The organism is Pseudodesulfovibrio sediminis (genome assembly GCF_020886695.1).
Lineage (GTDB): Bacteria > Desulfobacterota > Desulfovibrionia > Desulfovibrionales > Desulfovibrionaceae > Pseudodesulfovibrio > Pseudodesulfovibrio sediminis.
The window spans coordinates 1,318,646-1,335,592 of sequence record NZ_AP024485.1; the positions used below are offsets into that span (position 1 = coordinate 1,318,646).

The following is a 16,947-nucleotide window of genomic DNA, read 5'->3' on the forward strand; positions in this document are numbered from 1 at the left end:
CCTCTGGCGGATGAAGAAAGGGGTTTTCCGCTTCTTCCAGCCCCGCTCCCTTTTCGAACCTTCTATCGTTACACGAAAAGCGAGGTGGCTCTTCTTATGATTTCAACATCTGACTGGTTACAGTTTTGTTGTGTGTTTCTAAATATATCCGTAGCCGATAGAACTATCAGCCTGCTTCTTTTCAATAACGGCGTTGACGATCGTGTCGAACAGATTGAGGGCACCCTTGTAACCGAGATGCAGCACCCGCTGACCACCGAAGCGATCATGGATGGGGAATCCCACACGGATGAGCGGAATGTTCCAGGCCTTGGCGTACCGATATCCCTTGGAGTGACCAATGAGCAGATCGGGACGCAGGGATTCGGCTTCCTCGGAAATGTCGTAAAAATCGACGCCTTCACGCACTTCCGGGGCCATGCGTGCCACGCCGTCGGTGACGGCAGCGATGGCATCTTCCATGCCCCGCTTGCGAGCACCGGAACCGGCCAGGACGACGTCCACACCGATCTCGGACAGGAAAGCACACAATCCGGTGACAAGGTCTTCCTCGCCGTAAACAACCGCACGCTTACCGAACACGTACTTGTGACCGTCCACATAGGCGTCGATCAGTCTGCCGCGTTCAAGCTCATACCGTTTCGGCATGGGGTTGCCGGAGATATCTTCCATGGTTTCAAAGAACCGATCGGATTCACGCAGGCCGATGGGCAGACCGATGCGGTGATTCTTCACGCCAAACGTCTTTTCAAGGGAAGTTCCCCCTGTCTGCGGAGGCAGGCAGCGACCGAACTCAATGGTGCCGCGAGCGCCGGACATTTCCTTGATCTCGGAAACGGGCGTCCCTCCGGAGGGAATCTTCACATAATCTTCCAGGGCCGGACCATCCAGTGTCTCGGAGATATCCGGCAGAATGGTGCCCTCGATGTCGAAATCACGGCAGATGTCATGGAGATGCCGGACATCTTCGCACGAGACCATGTTGGGCAGGATGTTCACCCGACCGGTATCTTCGGCCTTGGACACGCACAGCTGCTCCATGACGGAACGAACCGCGCCATGCCAGCCGTCGATGTGCGTCCCGCTGTAGCTGGGCGTGGAAACCTCCACCAGATCAGGCAGGTCGAGGTCGCCGAATTCGCTCTTGAACTCCTTGAGGTTCATGGGCACGTCGTCACCGATGGTCTCCGTGAGACAGGTGGTGGCGACACCGATGACGGCAGGCTCGTACTTCTTCATGACATTGAGCATGCCCTTCTTGAGGTTCGGGCCACCGCCGTAAATGGCGTTCTTTTCGCCGAGCGCAGAGGACGCGATGTCCACAGGCTCGCGGAAATGGGAAATGATATAGCGGCGCATATAGGTCGCGCAGCCCTGGGAACCGTGCAGGAACGGGATGGCCCCTTCGATACCCCGGAAGGCCAGGGATGCGCCAAGCGGCGTACACAGCTTGCAGGCATTGGTGGTAGAGACGAAATTGGGCTTCACCGTCTTCTTGGTCTTGACCTTACTCATTGACGGCCTCCTTCTTTTCAGCAGCGATACGATTGGCGCGACGCGGCACGAACTGCCACACCGGAGACATGGCCGAGGAGTGGATCTCGCGGGCAAAGTTCAGCATGCCCACGAACCCTTCCAGCGCTTCCTTGCGCTCATGGTTGTGGTCACAGAACCCAACACCGAGCTTGAAGGCAATGGGCCGTTCCTTGACCCCGCCCACAAAGACATCCACATCTTTTTCCTTGATGAAATGGGACAGCTCCAGCGGGTTGGCATCGTCAATAATGACTGTGCCGGGATCAGTGATCTGTTCCAGTTCCGCGTAATCTTCTGCGGTGCCGGTCTGCGAACCGACCATGACGCACTCCATGCCAAGGTGACGGAACGCCTTGACCAGGGAGAATGCCTTGAAGGAGCCGCCGACATACATGGCGACCTTCTTGCCTTCGAGGTCCTTGCGGTAGCGGGCCAGCTCGGGCATGAGCACTTCCAGCTCTTCCTTGACCAGCTTCTGGGTACGCTCGACAATGCCGGGGTCAATATCAGAGAAAAAGTCAGCCACCTTGTACAGGGAGTCGGCCATATCCTCGATGCCGAGGTAGGAAACACGCTCGTAGGGGATGCCGTATTCCTCTTCCATCATCTTGGCCAGATCGAGCGTGGCGCCACTGCACTGGACAAGGTTCAAGGCCGCGCCATGGCACTTGCCAATGTCTGCGACCCGACCATCGCCGGTCACGTTGGCAACAACCTGCACACCCATCTTTTCGAAGTACTCGCGGATGATCCAGATTTCGCCAGCGATGTTGAAATCACCGAAAATATTAATGGAAAGCGGTGAAATACCCTCTGTGGGCAACGTTCCGATAAGCCTGAACATGGCCTTGCATGCGGCCAGATATCCGGCACGCTTGCTGCCCTTGAAGCCCTCGGACATGACCGGCAGGACCGGGATGCCCTTCTTCTCGGTCATCTTGCGACACACGGCTTCCAGGTCGTCACCAATGATGCCGACGATACAGGTGGAATACACGAATGCGGCCTTGGGGCTGTGGCGATCAATGAGTTCGTCCAGCGCGGCTTCGAGCTTCTTTTCTCCACCAAAAATAACGTCGGTTTCCTGAAGGTCGGTGGAAAAGGAAAGTCTATGGAGTTCCGGGCCACTTGAGAGTGCCCCGCGTATATCCAGGGTATAGACCGCACAACCGATGGGGCCGTGCACCAGGTGCAGGGCGTCGGAAATAGGATACAGGACCACGCGGGAGCCGCAGAACACGCATGCCCGCTGGCTGACCGCACCCGCCAGGGATTCACGGTTACAGGCGATGTCGATGGCGCCCTCTCCGCTCCTGTGGATCTGATCCTTTCTTTCTTCAAGTATTGTTGTCTTACTCATTGTTCTTCCCCTAATGAGTTAAATCTTTCAGTCGGTTACAGTCTTATCTCGGACAATCATGCCGGAGTGTCTCCGGCGATACAGGACCTTGATCAGCAGAGCCAGGCACCCTGGTCCCGCCGTCCTTCATGGAAGGCAGTAGATTCCACTTGGACGGCGAGACCGCCATCAGCCATAGAAGTTGTCATATGTCCCAACCACAAGCCGACCACAGTCACGTCGGCAGCTTGAGCGGTCAGGACGCATCCCCGACCAGTGTTCAGCATCAATTCCTGACCACGCTGCAGGTGTGGGTCAGCGATGATTGCGGGATGAATGACCATGGCTTCAGGCATCGGTTACCCTCTCTCTTAGGCAGCCAAATATTCGGCGCAGGCTTCGCCCTCTTCGAGCGCGTCCAGAATTTCATCAATGGCCTCCTCGGAATCCACACCCTTGAACCACCAGTTCTCGGGCTGCACGACCATGATAGGACCGGATTCACACTGCTTGAGGCAGGAGGAAGCCACGACCAGGGCGTCAATGCCGCGGTCCAAAAGTTCTTCTTCGATGTATTGCAGAAAGCCGTCAGTCTGCTTGTGACAAATGCCTTTGGGGTCACCAGCGGCGCGGAAACTCTGACAACAGATGATCATTCTCTCGGGGATAGCCATTTTTCATTCTCCTTCTCTTTCGATTGATTGCAGGTGATCAAACCTATTTTTTACACTTCTTGCCTTTTTTCCCGCCGCCATAGATCGCATCCACAGTGGGTGCGATTTCCCCGTCCGTAATCAGAACGGACATACCTTTGCGGCTCAAAACTTCTCTTGGCTTGTCGCCCGCGCTGGCTGTGAGGATCACGCAGCAGTCATTCAACAGCTTGGCCAGCGTCTCCCAGCGCTTCCCACCGGAACCGGGTTCGGGCGCGTCGCGGGTTTCCAGCAAACAGGCCAAACCATCTTCGCGGGGACCATAAATAAGGATCTTGTGCGCATGGCCCAGGTGGAGATCCACGTCCATGCCCGAGGAACTGACCACGGCCACATTGGGGCGTTCCTTGGTCGGCACCGGCGTGGTGCATATGCTCTCATCACACTTGTCAGGGCGATCAAGGCCGACCAGACCATCTCCGCACTCGGTCCATGCAGGCATCAGCTCGATATGCTGGGCAGCACGGTCACGTACAGTCGCCAGCAGCTCCATGTCAGGAGAACTGTCTTCCTCTTCGGGCCAGTAAGGAACAACGGCCATGATGTCGGCTCCAAGGGTGGCCATGGTCGCGGCGACCTTTTCCACATGTCCGGCATTGATACCGGGGTAGACCGTGGTGTTGACCTTGACCGTGATCCCGGCATTCTTGAATGCCGTCACCGACTTGGCCTGCTCGTTCATGAGCAGCTTGGCCGCCTCGGGCAACGGCATGTTCTTGGTCGCGGGACGAATCCACGCATAAATTTTTTCGGCAATTTCGGGATCCACGGCGTCCACGAGAATCGTGACGTGGGAAAGCCCGAGAGCAGCCAGCTCTTCAGCATGCTCTGCACCGCTCAAACCGAGTGTGGTCAGGCACAGGGAAATATCGGGATGGCTTTCACGGACCATCTTGAGGGTACGCAGGGTTGCCTCGGGCGCAGCCAGCGGATCGCCGGGGCCGGTGATGCCGACGATGGAAATGGGCTTCTCCTGGGCAACGACATGGTTCAGCCAGTTGAGCGCTTCCTCAGGCATGATGGCAGGCTGATTCTTGCCGAGGCCGGCGAACTTGGTGCGAGCATGAGCACGGGGTGCCACGGGCAGGTGCAACCGGCCGACGGTCTGGCGAGAGGTCATCCCGAAACAGGGGTGGGACTGGTAGTGTGTGGTGGTCGGTGCCATGTGATTGCCTTTCTGGGGTTGGAGTAAGCCCGGAGTGGAGGGGGAAGCTCTCCACTCCGGACTGGGTATAATGCTACAGAACAAGCTCAAACGTCTGTTCGGGATCGTCCCTGTCCTTGCGGTCGAGGAACAACGTCAGGATCTTTTCGAGAAGCCTGAGTCCGCCCTTGTAGCCGACTGTCGGGAAGTACTGATGACCCTGCCGATCCAGGATGGGGAAGCCCCAGCGCAGGAACGGGATGTCTTCGTCGCGGGCAATGTACTTGCCGTAGGTATTACCAATAAGCAGATCAACGGATTCGTTCTTGATCCACTGATGCACGTCGAACATGTCGCCCTTGGCCTTGACCTTGACCTCGAAAGGCTGGCCTTCGCACAATTCCTTGATGCGAGCTTCGAACTTCTTGCCCGGGGTGCCGGTGACGACATAGACGGGCTGCATGTCCAGTGAAATCAGGAACTCGGTCATGGAGATGAGCTGATCCGGGTCGCCCCAGATGGCCACACGCTTACCGTAGAAGTACTGGTGCATGTCGGAGATCATATCCACGAGCTGGCCGCGTTCGACAGCAACGGAGTCGGGCACGGACACACCGGCAACGGTGCGCAGAACGTCGACAAAGCGGTCGGTGGCTGCCAGGCCGAACGGCATGTCCAGCACGGTGCAGGGAACCTTGCACTTGGAGTCGAGCCAACGGGCCGCGTCAGCAGAACACCACTCGCCCAGAGCCAGTGTACCGATGGCGTCACCGGAGGCTTTGAGTTCGGGGATGGTCACGCCGCCGTCGGGGAACATCTTGTATTCGCCGGTCAGGGGAGCATCGAGTACGCCGGAGGTATCCGGGAACAAGGTGATATCCACGCCGATCAGACCGGCAATGCGCTTGATCTCGGCCATATCGCAGGGTTCGACCCAACCAGGGATGATGTTGACCTTGCCGTTCTTCTTGCCGGACGGTTCAGCCAACTGGGCCATGGCTTTGACCATGTTGGAGAAACCGGTGACATGGGAGCCGACATAGCTCGGAGTCGGGGCGCCGATGACAGTCTTGCCTTCGGGGATCTTGCCTTCCTTCTGTGCCTTGTCGCGGATCTGGTTCAGGTCGTCACCGATGGTCTCGGACAGGCAGGTGGTGTGCACTGCGATGACGTCCGGTTCGTAAACGGTGAAGATGTTGTTTATGGCCTGTACCAGGTTGGCCTGGCCACCGAACACGGATGCACCCTCGGTAAAGGAGCTGGTGGCAGCGGAGATAGGCTCTTTGTAGTGCCTGGTCAGGGTAGAACGATGGTAGGCGCAGCAACCCTGCGAACCGTGGCTGTGCGGGAGGCATCCCTTGATGCCAAGCGCAGCGTACATGGCCCCAATGGGCTGGCACGTCTTGGCCGGGTTGATCATCAGCGCCTTGCGCTCTTTGACTTCTTTCGGTGTATGTCTGAGTAACATTTTCTTATTCCTTATCTCTTTCAATTTGTTCAAAAACCGAGCTGGCTAAGCGTAAACCGAGGACAGTCTGAATCGTATCTGGCATACGTGAGGGGTTGTGTCCTCGGTACAGCGACGCAGCCAGCGTGGATTTTTCAACACATTGATTATTCCCAAACGAACTTGCCTGTGAGTTCGGGACTCTCCTGCCAAGGAGCCTTCATGTAAGACCACACCTTGGAGTTAACGAGACGGTCGATTTCCTTGTAGAAATTGACTGCGCCCTTGAATCCTGCATAGGGGCCGCCGGAGTCGTAGCTGTGCAGCTGCTTCATGGGCACACCCAGCTTCTGAATGGAGAACTTTTCCTTGATACCGGCGCAGAAGATGTCCGGCTTGAGGAGTTCCACCAATTTCTCGGCTTCGTACTGGTTCAGGTCGTCGATGATGATGGACCCCTTATCCATGTCCGGATTCAGGCCGTCGTAGTGCTTGAACTCGTAACCGGCGTCTTCCAGAGCCTTGATTTCCTCAGGAGTCTTGCGCGGATTGTAAAGTTTCTCGTCGGCTACGACGGTGATCTCTTCAATGTTACGAGAATCGGCATCGACCTTGAGATCGGGAATGACCTGGCGTCCTTCGTAGTCATCACGGTGACCGAACTCGTAACCGGCGGAGATGGTTTTCATTCCCATTTCCTGGAACAGCTCGTTGTAGTGATGAGCGCGGGAGCCGCCGACAAACATCATGGCAGTCTTGCCATTGGTGCGGGTCTTGACGTCTTCGGACACGGCCAGAACTTCGGGCATTTCTTCGGCAATGACGGCTTCGACTCTGTCGATGAGCTTCTTGTCGCCAAAGTATTCAGCGATTTTGCGCAGGGACTTGGCCGTGGCTTCGGCACCAATGAAGTTCACCTTGATCCACGGGATGCCGTACTTGGTCTCAAGCATGTCAGCCACGTAGTTGATGGAACGGTGACACATGACACAGCTCAGATCGGCATGCTGGGCAGAGGCGAACTGATCGTATGAAGAGTTACCGGAGAAGGTGGCGATGTTGGTGATGCCGCACTTCTTGAACACGCGGTCGATTTCGAAACCGTCGCCGCCGATGTTGTATTCGCCGAGCAGGTTGATCTTGTATTCGCCTTCAGGGGCGACTTCATTCTCACCGACGAGGTGGGTGAAGACCTGGTTGTTGGCGATGTGGTGACCAGCGGACTGGGAAACGCCCTTGTATCCTTCACAGGAGAAGGCAAACACGTTGCAATCGCCGAACTGGGCTTTCATCTTCTTGGCAACGGCGTGGATGTCATCACCGATGAGGCCGACGGGACAGGTTGCGAACACCGCGATACCTTTGGGGTGGAAGAGGTCGTAGGCTTCCTGAATGGCAGCTTCGAGCTTCTTTTCGCCACCAAAAATGATGTCCTGATCCTGCATGTCGGTTGAGAAACAGTAAGGCATGTAGTTTTCGCCGTCAGTACCTGCGTCGGTCTGGTTACGACGGGTCAGCCATGCGTAGAAGCTACAGCCGATGGGGCCGTGAACCAGGTTCACGATGTCACGGGTCGGGCCCATGATAACGCCCTTACAACCGGCGTAGGTACAACCACGCATGGTGATGATGCCGGGGATGGTCCGAACGTTAGCCACAATCTCGGGAGCCGGTTCGGCCTCCGTGGCTTCGTTAATCATTATCTGCTTGGCACGCTTCCGGGCTACTTTGGGAGGATACTTCTTGAGAAGCTCTTCCTTGATGTCGGTAGCCGTGAACTGCACCACTTTTTTCGTCTTGGCCATGTATCTGGTCTCCTTACGCGGCGGTTAAGCGATGGCGCTTGCGCCGGTTTCAGAGGTTCTGACGCGAACTGCGTCGCCGATGGGAAGGATAAAAATCTTACCGTCTCCAGGCTTGCCGGTCTGATTGGCTGCGGTGATGGCTTCCACCACTTCTTCAACCAAGTCATCGGGGACCACTGCCGTTACCATGCGCTTGGGATACAACTTGCCTTTCTCTCCCAGGACTGCTGCGGCTTCTTCGTAGCCACTTTCAGCACCTTCGACGAGAGCGGCATTGACGAACCCTTTACCTCGGCCCTGTGCTTCGTGAGCGAAGAAGGCGTCCACGCCGGCTTCAGTCAGAGCAGCCTTGGTCTTGTTCATCATGTTCATGCGCACTACTGCGATGACTTCCTTCATTACGCGGCCTCCTCACTGGCTGCGGCGGTCTCTTGTACGCCGGAACTGATGGTGTAAACATCCTCGACATCAGTGACGAAGATCTTGCCATCGCCGAAAGCACCCTTGGTGCCGGAGCGGGCAGCGTCCATGATGGTTGCGATGACGTAATCTTTGTCTGCTGCGTTCACGACGCTCATGAGCATGGTCTTGGGGATTTCGTCGTAGGTAACCTCACCAATCTTGATGCCGCGCTGCTTACCGCGACCAGCAACAGAATATTTGGTGACAGCAGGAAAACCGTTGTCCATCAGAGCGGCCAGGACTTCATCCGCTTTCTCGGGCCGCACAATCGCTCTTACCATGATCATCATTTTAGCTCTCTCCTATCTTACTTAATTTACTAACTTTTGGTTAACTTAGCTACAGTTCGAAGGGTGTGTGAACCGAGCCGCCAAAGGAATATGCTTCCTCGCGGAGGGCTGGTGCACCGAGGGACCCCATGTGCACCTCCTTCGAATGGTGAGACTTAGACTGCTTCCAGGATGCCGTAATCGAGCAGGAGCTGTTCCAGATCTTCGATTTCGAGCGGGTTGGGGACAACAAACATTTCGTTTTCGTCAATGGCTTTGGCCAGTCCGCGGTATTCGGTGGCCTGCGGTACGGAGCCGTCCCATTCGATAACGGTTTTACGGTTGATCTCTGCGCGCTGAACGTCGTTGTCGCGGGGGACAAAGTAGATCATCTGGGTTCCCAGCTTGGCTGCCAGCTCAGTGATGAGATCAGCTTCACGGTCGGTGTTACGGGAGTTACAGATGAGACCGCCGAGACGGACACCACCGGACTCTGCGTACTTCATGATACCTTTGCAGATGTTGTTGGCTGCATACATGGCCATCATCTCGCCGGAGCAGACGATGTAGATTTCTTCGGCCTTGCCATCACGAATCGGCATGGCGAATCCGCCGCAGACAACGTCACCGAGAACGTCGTAGAAAGAGTAGTCCAGACCTTCGGACTCTTCGTAGGCACCAAGGGATTCCAGCATGTTGATGGAAGTGATGATACCGCGACCTGCACAACCGACTCCCGGTTCCGGGCCACCGGACTCGACGCACCAGGTGCCGCCGTAACCGGGCTTGCGGATATCATCCAGCTCAACGTCTTCACCTTCTTCGCGAAGGGTATCGAGCACGGATTTCTGGGCCAGGCCACCGAGCAGAAGACGGGTGGAGTCAGCCTTGGGGTCACAACCGACCACCATAACTTTACGACCCATTTCAGCCAGACCTGCAACAGTATTCTGTGTGGTGGTGGACTTGCCGATGCCGCCCTTTCCGTAAATAGCTACTTTCCTCATGATTTCTCCTCCATGGTTTTGTGTGCGTTGATGACTCTCCCTATGGCAAGGTGCGTGCCAAACTTTAATCGCTAGTTTTTATTTTATAAAACAAGACACTTACATAAAACTTAAAAATCATTATCACCTGACAATTTGTGTAGGTAACAACAGAATCTACAGACAAAAGTGTTGCAACCTACAAAAATGTAGGTGAAACCACAGGAGCGGCCTAATTGTTTTAATACAATTATTTAAGTATGTTATGTGAAAAACAAATTTTGGCACTGTTCATGCTCAATAGAAAGACAGAACAAGAGACACAACGCACTTGTCATACGAAGGATATAGATCATGCTCATCGACACAACACTCAGAGAAGGCGCACAGCTGTTCGGCGCATATTTCTCCATGGAGGCAAGAACACGGATCGTCACCTCCCTTATTCATATAGGAGTGGATGAAATCGAACTGGGCTGGATAGGCCAGGACGGCCTGGAAGAACTTTTGGCTCAGGTCCGCCCCTATCGTGGCCGGACACAACTTTCCGTGTGGTCACCCTGTCGCGAAGCGGATATCCGCAAGGCCTCCCTGCTCGGGGTCGACCGGGTGAACATCGGCGTCCCCATTTCCGACCTGCATATTGAAAAACGCCTTGGAACCGGCCGTGAGGGGCTTACCGAACGCCTGGCCCGCACCGTTCTCACAGCCGGTTTTCTCGGTATTGAGTACATCTCTGTCGGCCTGGAGGATGTCTCCAGAGCCGACAAGGATTTTGCCCTGAGCGCAGCCAAGCTGGCGCAGGACGTAGGAGCTTCCCGAGTCCGCCTGGCTGACTCATTGGGTATCCTCAACCCGCTGAATACCGCTGAACTGGTCCATTCTTTTGCAAAGGAACTTGATGTGGATCTGGCTGTTCACTGCCACGACGACTTCGGCATGGCCACAGGGAATGCGATCGCAGCCCTGTCCAGTGGTGCTGATTACGCTGATGCTTCCGTGCTGGGCATCGGGGAGCGTTCTGGCATTGCGGCCACAGAAGAAGTCGCGAGTTATCTCACCTTGAAGGAGGAGTCACATGCTTATGAAATTGAAGGCCTTCGAAACCTTTGTGGTTTCGTCTCTCAAGCTGCCGGGGTACCGATTCCCCGTACGAAGTCAATCGCGGGCGAGGATATTTTCGCTTGCGAATCAGGCCTCCACGCCCATGCCCTCAGCAAGTCGCCTGAACTTTTCGAACCGTACAACCCCGACCGCATCGGCGCAGACCGGGTGGTCGCGGTTGGCGGCAAGAGTGGGCGAGCGGCAGTCGTCAACGCCCTCGAAAGCAGCGGTCTTGACCCGAAAGACCAGGACATCCCGACCTTAGTTTCCGCTGTAAGAAAACTCGCCTGGGAGCTGGAACGTCCACTGACATCCCTGGAGTTATCTCGACTCATCAAAAATTAGGAGAGACGCCATGTTTAAGAAATGTTTGTATATTTTCCTTTGGATTTGCGCCATGGCAGGCCCGGCCAACACCACCGGTGTTGACTATGGACAGGGCAACCAGAAGGCTCAAACCAGTGTGGCGGCTTTAAAAATACTGACAGGCAACAACAGCGCACTCCCGGGATTGATTTATGCAACCCCAGTTGCCAGCCGCCCCTTCGGAAACGAATAATGGACACGACGGCTCTGCTGGTCACCGGCAAACTCGCTGGCGTGGTCACGCCGATCCTCCTGCTGCTGTGCATGCCGCTGGCCTACTGGCTGGCCAATACGCACACGGCAGGCAAGCGATACATCGAAGCAGCGTGTAACCTGCCGATGGTCCTGCCACCAACAGTGCTGGGCTTCGGCCTGCTCATGATCATGAGTCCGACCTCACCCATGGGTGCGGCCTGGAAAGAGCTGACAGGCTCTGCCCTGCCTTTCTCGTTCACCGGCTTGATGCTCGGCTCGCTCATTTATTCGCTCCCTTTTGGCGTGCTCCCCATGCGCGCGGCCTTTGAAAAGATCGATCCGGGCATGGTGGAAGCGGCCCGCTCTTCCGGCATGACCCATTTCCAAACCTTCAGGCACGTCATCCTGCCCAACGCCATGGGAGGCGTAACGGCCTCGGCAGCACTCATATTTGCCCATACGGTTGGCGAATTCGGCGTGGCCCTGATGATCGGAGGTTCCATTCCCGGCAAGACCAAAGTCGCCTCCATAGCCATTTTCGAATACACTGAAGCCCTTGAATACGGTCAGGCAGGTCTGCTCTGTTTCGTGCTCATGATCATCAGTTATCTCGCCCTGCTTTTCATCGGGCGGCAGGGAATGCCCATGTGTCGACGCAGTGACTCTCACGTTGATCATCAGTCTCCTATAGCCAACCATTGTCACCAGCCCCGCGCCCTGCGTGAGGTATAGGAAAGATCCCATGAAAAGCATCTCCACTCAATACGGCCCTCTGACTCCCCAGCACACTTCCGACGACCTTCGCCAACGCGAAATCCTGCCGGTTGAGTACTATCCCTCCGGCGCAATCAAATCGATCCCATTGGAAAAGCAGACGATCATTGAAACGCCTGTTGGAACCATTCCGTCCGAGCTGGTTTCCTTCCATGAGAACGGCGTCATCAACCGCATCTTTCCTCTGAACGGCAAGCTTTCCGGTTACTGGAGCCAGGAGGACGAGTTCGAGTTGGCCGAATCCATAACAATCCCAACACCAATTGGGCGGATTACAGCCAAACTGCTCAGCATAAGCTTTCATGAAAATAGTGCCATACGGAGCTTCACCCTCTGGCCTGGCGAAACAGTCTCCACTCCGACCGCCAAAGGCCCCATCGCCACACGGATCGGGGTCAGCTTCACCCCTGAAGGCGTCATCAGCTCTCTTGAACCGGCCAACCCGATATCAGTTCAGACTGTTGCCGGTGAAATCACCGCTTTTGATCCCGACGCCATCGGAGTCAATGGTGACTACAACTCCCTTGGATTCAACACGAACGAAGAGGTCATCCGAGTAACGACCACACTGACCAAGCTGACCGCTATCCACCCGGATGGGCGCACGTCCATATTTACGCCGGAATACCGCGAAAGCTGGTGTGGCGACACGGAAGAGGAAGTCGTGCCTATGATGGTAAGATTTTTAGATGATTCAGTGAAGGTTCAAACCAACCCGGATTTGCCAGCCGTGACCATACCGCGAAAAGGGGCTGCCTTTTTTACCGAACCGTATCTGCCCCAATTGGCGCAGCCGTTCGGTCAGCTCAAATGTTCCGTATAGGAAAAGACCAGAGGCGATCTACTCCAGCCCCTGTTCCATCATGTATTTGAACACGGTCTCCATGAACTTGCCGGAGACCACGTCCGGAAGGGCAAAGGTCGGCATGCCTACACTGGCCATGGACCCGGTGTAGGCAAGCCACATTTCCGAGGAAATCTTGTTCAAGGCAGGGGTGAGCATCTCGCCCCACAAGTCTCCATCCGCGCTTTGGTCCAGACCGAAAGCGCGGCATTGGAGCGGCCGATGCTCAAAAAGGAGGCAGCGCCCATCCTTGAGCAGAGGACAGACCGCACCGGCTTCGGACAGGCAGTATTCGCCACTTTCGTCTGTATCCGTCACTTCACCGTCAACCGCCTTGGCCGCCTTGCGTTCGGCCTGGGCGGTTTCCACGGCCCGCTCAATAACGACAAGCCGTTCTTCACCAGTCAACTCAAGGTTGATACGGTGGGAGATATGCACCGCTTCGGCCAGAGTCAGGCTCACCGGGGTGTGACAGCACTGGTCGTGGTCCTGACCGCAGGCCAAGCCGTCCGCGGCATGCACGTTTTCCTCCACACGGAGAACCAACTCCTGATAATCGTTGAAAAACGGCGATAAATCCACCAACCGCTTGAATTCAAGGGAAGGCTCTCGTACGGTCAACTGACCGGATTGTTTCCCGTATTTGCGAATAGTACGCCATTGAACAAAATTGGCGGGTTTGCTTTTGAGCTTTTTGAGCGCTTTGCCCGCCAACTTGTGGCCGAGACCGCGCCTGAGCAGGTAGGCGTTGAGCACCGTACCGGTGCGGCCAATACCGTGGCGACAGTGAATGAGCACCTTCTTGCCCAGATAAATGGCTTCGTCCAGCCACTCCAGCGTCTTCTCCAGCTCGATAAGGCCAGGGGCCTCCTCATCCTCAAGTGGCAGGTAGTGGACTTCGAATCCGGCGTCCTTTTCTATATCATGCAGATCACAAAATTCACCACACAGATTCAGGATGGCATCGACACCCTGCTCATGAATGGCCTTCAGCTGCGGATGACTCATGGGAGCATGCCCCACGCCAAGCTGATCCGTCACCCAGGTCACCGTATAGGCATACCCCACGTTTGTGTTCTCCTTCTTACCCATCATTGCGCTGCTCCGCTTCAGCAAGGAACTTCTCGACTTCGGCCACCACCTGCTCCTCGCTGTCCATCCGCATGTCCATCATGCGCGTCATGGCCATGAGATACCCAAGACGGACAAGCAGACGCCGGGTATCGTTCTCATTCAAGCGAGCACACTTGGCATCAATCATGTCCCCTCGGGTTTCCGTGGTGAATCCGTAGCCTTCAAGTACGAGTCGGATGAACTCCAACCGGAGCAATCGCTGATCAAAACCGGCCCCGCCACCCTTGAACCGGAAATTGATATAGTTTGCCGCCGGGTCCGGTCCGCAAATAGTATCGATAACCGAAAAATGGTAGCCGAACCGGATCATGAGATGCAGGTAATCCTCTGAAATAAGCCCATAGCTGGCCAACAATTTGGAATCAAAGCTGAAGATACCGCCCGAGACCTTATCGAATTCCTCCCAGTCCATATGAGTCAATTTGTCAGACCACTGCACCCGCTTGTCGGACAGACCGTACCAGAGCGCCCACATGGGCCGACATTTGATGTCCTGCGGCGACACGGTCTTGCCTGTTCCGGCGTTGGGAAAAAACCCTTCTCCAAGATCAAGGATGTACATGACCAGCGGGATGCTCGTCTCAAGACGCTTGGCCGCATGCATGCCCCGCCCCCGCTTGTCCATGACCGAGAACATCTCGTTGACCGACTTTTCATGACAGAAGCGCACCACGTCATGCAGGGACTTGCAGCCCATGGGCGTAAAATCCTCGGATTGAGGATCTGTCAGGTTGAGTTTCACGGCCAACGGCGCGACCTTGGTATACTGCTCGACAACCCGTTGCGATATGCGCTGTCCCTGCCGCGCACGGGTCATGATCGACTCCACGCATCCATCGTACACAGCGCCACCCGTTCCATCCACGGTCACAAGCTGCCCGGCTTCCAGAGGCATATTCAAGTCCCCCACCACCACCGGCACCCCGGACTCCCTGGCAACAGAGGCAAAATGACTGGCCCGGCTTCCGGTACCGGCGATAACGCCATTCATCTTGCTGATAAAGGTCAGCAACGAAGGCTGGAGGCGATTGGTGACGACCACCGCCCCCTCGGGAATCTTGGCGATACGCTCGCCTGACGAGGCAAAATAGATCTCACCACATCCCGCACCGGTAGAGGCCCGCTCCAGACCGTCCATGATCGGCTTGACCATGAGAGGAGGAGGCGCTGTTTCGGCCTCTTCGCGTTCACTTTGCAGTGGGCGACTTTGCAGAATGAACAACTCACCCGTGACGTCCTCGGCCCATTCAATATCCTGTGGCTCGCCAAATGATTTTTCCAGTTGCAGGGCCATCCGACCGAGCTTGACCAGCGTTTCTTCGGAAGGAAGGCCTCCGGTATCCGGGGAACACTCACTGTCGATCTGCGGCACGTCTTCACGAGTCAGGACAGCCTTGTCCGGCGAGATGGACCCATCCACCAGCTCGTGCCCCAGCCCACGCACACCGTAAACGCCGATGGCATTCTCTCCCCGACAGTCCGGGTCGCGGGAGTAGACGACACCTGCGGTCTCGGCATCGACCATGGGAATAACCAGCACGGCCATGGCTGTCTGACTGTCTGTCAGGCCGTTGGAAATACGATAGGCCACGGCACGGGGGCAGTACTTGCCTGACAAAACCCGTTTATACGATTCCAGAACGTCATTGGGCTGCACATTGAGTTCCGAGGCATACTGCCCCGCAAAAGAAATCTCACCATCTTCTGCCAACGCACTTGAACGCACGGCAATAAGGTCATCTCCGTCGATTATTTCACTGACGCCGAACCGAATGCCGCGCGCGATTTCATCGGGCACTTCTCCGGCCATGATCAATTCCTGCATCTCCGCCGTCAAACGAGCCAGCAGGTCCCTGTCGCCCACCACCATCTGACGAAGACGCCTGTCGATCTCTTCTGACAATCCATTGAAATCAATGAAATAATTATAGGCGTTCGCTGTAATGACAAATCCGGGAGGCGTTGGAACCTGCCCCTCGGTCTTGGCCAGCCCGAGGTTGCACGCCTTGCCCCCGGCCAGATGCGGAAAGGAAGCGGCCTCCTCCAACGACAAAATATAGGGCGGCCCGACTTCAGGCTGCTCCAGTTCCATGGCCATACGCACATAGAAATCGATTTTCCGAAAATATTCAGGCAGATCCATGAACTTGGTGGGATTCATCTCCACCAACTGGCCGGCCATGGTGTTCACGGCCTGAGAAAGTCGCTTGGTCATCCACACGGCTCGCTGCTTGTCAGCCAGCTTCTTTCCGTAAAACATCTCCTCAAGATCAGCGATCAATTCCAGAGCAATGGTGTCATGGGCCAACAGGGATTTGAATGCTTCATATTTACGCCGAAGCAAGGTTCCGGGAGCAAAAACCTGATAGGTCCAGTGCTTGAAGAGCTGTGTGAGATACATGTATATTCCTTGGCTAAACCATGAGTTGCGTCGTGTCGGTTATCCCTTTGGCATACTGCGTGCCAATCAGCTGCCCAGCACCTCGGCAACCTTGGTCTCCAGCTCTTCCTTGTTGATGGGCTTCACGCAATACTCCTCGGCACCCAGCCGCAGGGACTCCCTGGCCGTCTCCAGAGTGGGATATCCCGTGAGCATGATCGCTTTCATGTCCGGGTTGATCTTCTTGAGCTCCTCAAGGGCTTCAACCCCTGTCATCTTCTTGAGCTTGATATCCAGAATGGCCAGCTCGACAGCATGCTTCCCGGCATAGGTCAAGGCGTCTTCCTCTTCAGTGAAGTTGGCCACGGAATGCCCCTTGCGCTCAAGAATGCGCTTAACCAGCACGCCAGCATCGGATATATCGTCCAGTACAAGAATATTCGCCATTG

Annotated in this window: 16 protein-coding genes; 4 read left to right on the plus strand and 12 right to left on the minus strand. The window is 55.8% G+C overall.

Going from position 1 to position 16,947, the window contains the following annotated elements; translation table 11 throughout:
• Positions 1-138 precede the first annotated feature (138 nt).
• The 9 genes from SRBAKS_RS06345 to nifH all read right to left on the minus strand — a co-directional run bounded on the left by SRBAKS_RS06345 (position 139) and on the right by nifH (position 9,722).
• Entirely contained in the window at positions 139-1,515 is a 1,377-nt protein-coding gene (locus SRBAKS_RS06345; protein ID WP_229595215.1) for a nitrogenase component 1, read from the minus strand.
• A complete protein-coding gene (gene nifE, locus SRBAKS_RS06350; protein WP_229595217.1) occupies positions 1,508-2,896 on the minus strand; it encodes a nitrogenase iron-molybdenum cofactor biosynthesis protein NifE in 1,389 nt (462 codons plus the stop codon). Before nifE ends, SRBAKS_RS06345 begins: the two co-directional genes overlap by 8 nt.
• 350 nt (positions 2,897-3,246) lie before the next feature.
• Entirely contained in the window at positions 3,247-3,549 is a 303-nt protein-coding gene (locus SRBAKS_RS06355) for a (2Fe-2S) ferredoxin domain-containing protein (RefSeq protein WP_229595222.1), read from the minus strand.
• A gap of 43 nt (positions 3,550-3,592) precedes the next feature.
• Entirely contained in the window at positions 3,593-4,753 is a 1,161-nt protein-coding gene (locus SRBAKS_RS06360) for a radical SAM protein (RefSeq protein ID WP_229595252.1), read from the minus strand.
• Positions 4,754-4,826: 73 nt separating this feature from the next.
• Complete coding sequence (gene nifK, locus SRBAKS_RS06365) at positions 4,827-6,200, minus strand: nitrogenase molybdenum-iron protein subunit beta (RefSeq protein ID WP_229595254.1); 1,374 nt, start codon at positions 6,198-6,200, stop codon at positions 4,827-4,829.
• A gap of 146 nt (positions 6,201-6,346) precedes the next feature.
• The gene (nifD, locus tag SRBAKS_RS06370) at positions 6,347-7,984 is read right to left on the minus strand and encodes a nitrogenase molybdenum-iron protein alpha chain (protein WP_229595256.1); all 1,638 of its coding nucleotides are present in this window, start codon (positions 7,982-7,984) and stop codon (positions 6,347-6,349) included.
• Between the two features lie 24 nt (positions 7,985-8,008).
• Complete coding sequence (locus tag SRBAKS_RS06375; protein ID WP_229595259.1) at positions 8,009-8,383, minus strand: P-II family nitrogen regulator; 375 nt, start codon at positions 8,381-8,383, stop codon at positions 8,009-8,011.
• Positions 8,383-8,736 carry a P-II family nitrogen regulator gene (locus SRBAKS_RS06380; protein WP_229595263.1) on the minus strand — a complete coding sequence of 118 codons (354 nt, stop codon included), beginning with the start codon at positions 8,734-8,736 and terminating at the stop codon, positions 8,383-8,385. The genes SRBAKS_RS06375 and SRBAKS_RS06380 overlap by 1 nt, the downstream gene beginning before the upstream one ends.
• 155 nt (positions 8,737-8,891) lie before the next feature.
• Positions 8,892-9,722, minus strand: a complete 831-nt coding sequence (gene nifH / locus SRBAKS_RS06385; protein WP_229595264.1) for a nitrogenase iron protein — start codon at positions 9,720-9,722, stop codon at positions 8,892-8,894.
• Positions 9,723-10,055: 333 nt separating this feature from the next.
• On the opposite strand from nifH, the gene SRBAKS_RS06390 reads away from it, so the two are divergent.
• The 4 genes from SRBAKS_RS06390 to SRBAKS_RS06405 are packed head-to-tail and all read left to right on the plus strand — an operon-like array spanning position 10,056 to position 12,963.
• Positions 10,056-11,150 carry a LeuA family protein gene (locus SRBAKS_RS06390; protein ID WP_229595266.1) on the plus strand — a complete coding sequence of 365 codons (1,095 nt, stop codon included), beginning with the start codon at positions 10,056-10,058 and terminating at the stop codon, positions 11,148-11,150.
• Between the two features lie 10 nt (positions 11,151-11,160).
• The gene (locus tag SRBAKS_RS06395; RefSeq protein WP_229595268.1) at positions 11,161-11,364 is read left to right on the plus strand and encodes a hypothetical protein; all 204 of its coding nucleotides are present in this window, start codon (positions 11,161-11,163) and stop codon (positions 11,362-11,364) included.
• Positions 11,364-12,098 carry a molybdate ABC transporter permease subunit gene (gene modB / locus SRBAKS_RS06400; protein ID WP_229595276.1) on the plus strand — a complete coding sequence of 245 codons (735 nt, stop codon included), beginning with the start codon at positions 11,364-11,366 and terminating at the stop codon, positions 12,096-12,098. The genes SRBAKS_RS06395 and modB overlap by 1 nt, the downstream gene beginning before the upstream one ends.
• A gap of 10 nt (positions 12,099-12,108) precedes the next feature.
• The gene (locus SRBAKS_RS06405) at positions 12,109-12,963 is read left to right on the plus strand and encodes a hypothetical protein (RefSeq protein WP_229595278.1); all 855 of its coding nucleotides are present in this window, start codon (positions 12,109-12,111) and stop codon (positions 12,961-12,963) included.
• Between the two features lie 18 nt (positions 12,964-12,981).
• Here the strand turns inward: SRBAKS_RS06405 and SRBAKS_RS06410 are convergent, their stop codons facing one another.
• The 3 genes from SRBAKS_RS06410 to SRBAKS_RS06420 all read right to left on the minus strand — a co-directional run bounded on the left by SRBAKS_RS06410 (position 12,982) and on the right by SRBAKS_RS06420 (position 16,945).
• On the minus strand, positions 12,982-14,079 hold the full coding sequence (locus SRBAKS_RS06410; RefSeq protein WP_229595281.1) for a phosphatase domain-containing putative toxin: 1,098 nt from the start codon (positions 14,077-14,079) through the stop codon (positions 12,982-12,984).
• A complete protein-coding gene (locus SRBAKS_RS06415) occupies positions 14,069-16,519 on the minus strand; it encodes a PEP/pyruvate-binding domain-containing protein (protein ID WP_229595286.1) in 2,451 nt (816 codons plus the stop codon). Before SRBAKS_RS06415 ends, SRBAKS_RS06410 begins: the two co-directional genes overlap by 11 nt.
• Positions 16,520-16,585: 66 nt before the next feature.
• Positions 16,586-16,945, minus strand: coding sequence for a response regulator (locus SRBAKS_RS06420; protein WP_229595288.1), 360 nt, complete (start codon positions 16,943-16,945; stop codon positions 16,586-16,588).
• Between the last annotated feature and the right edge of the window lie 2 nt (positions 16,946-16,947).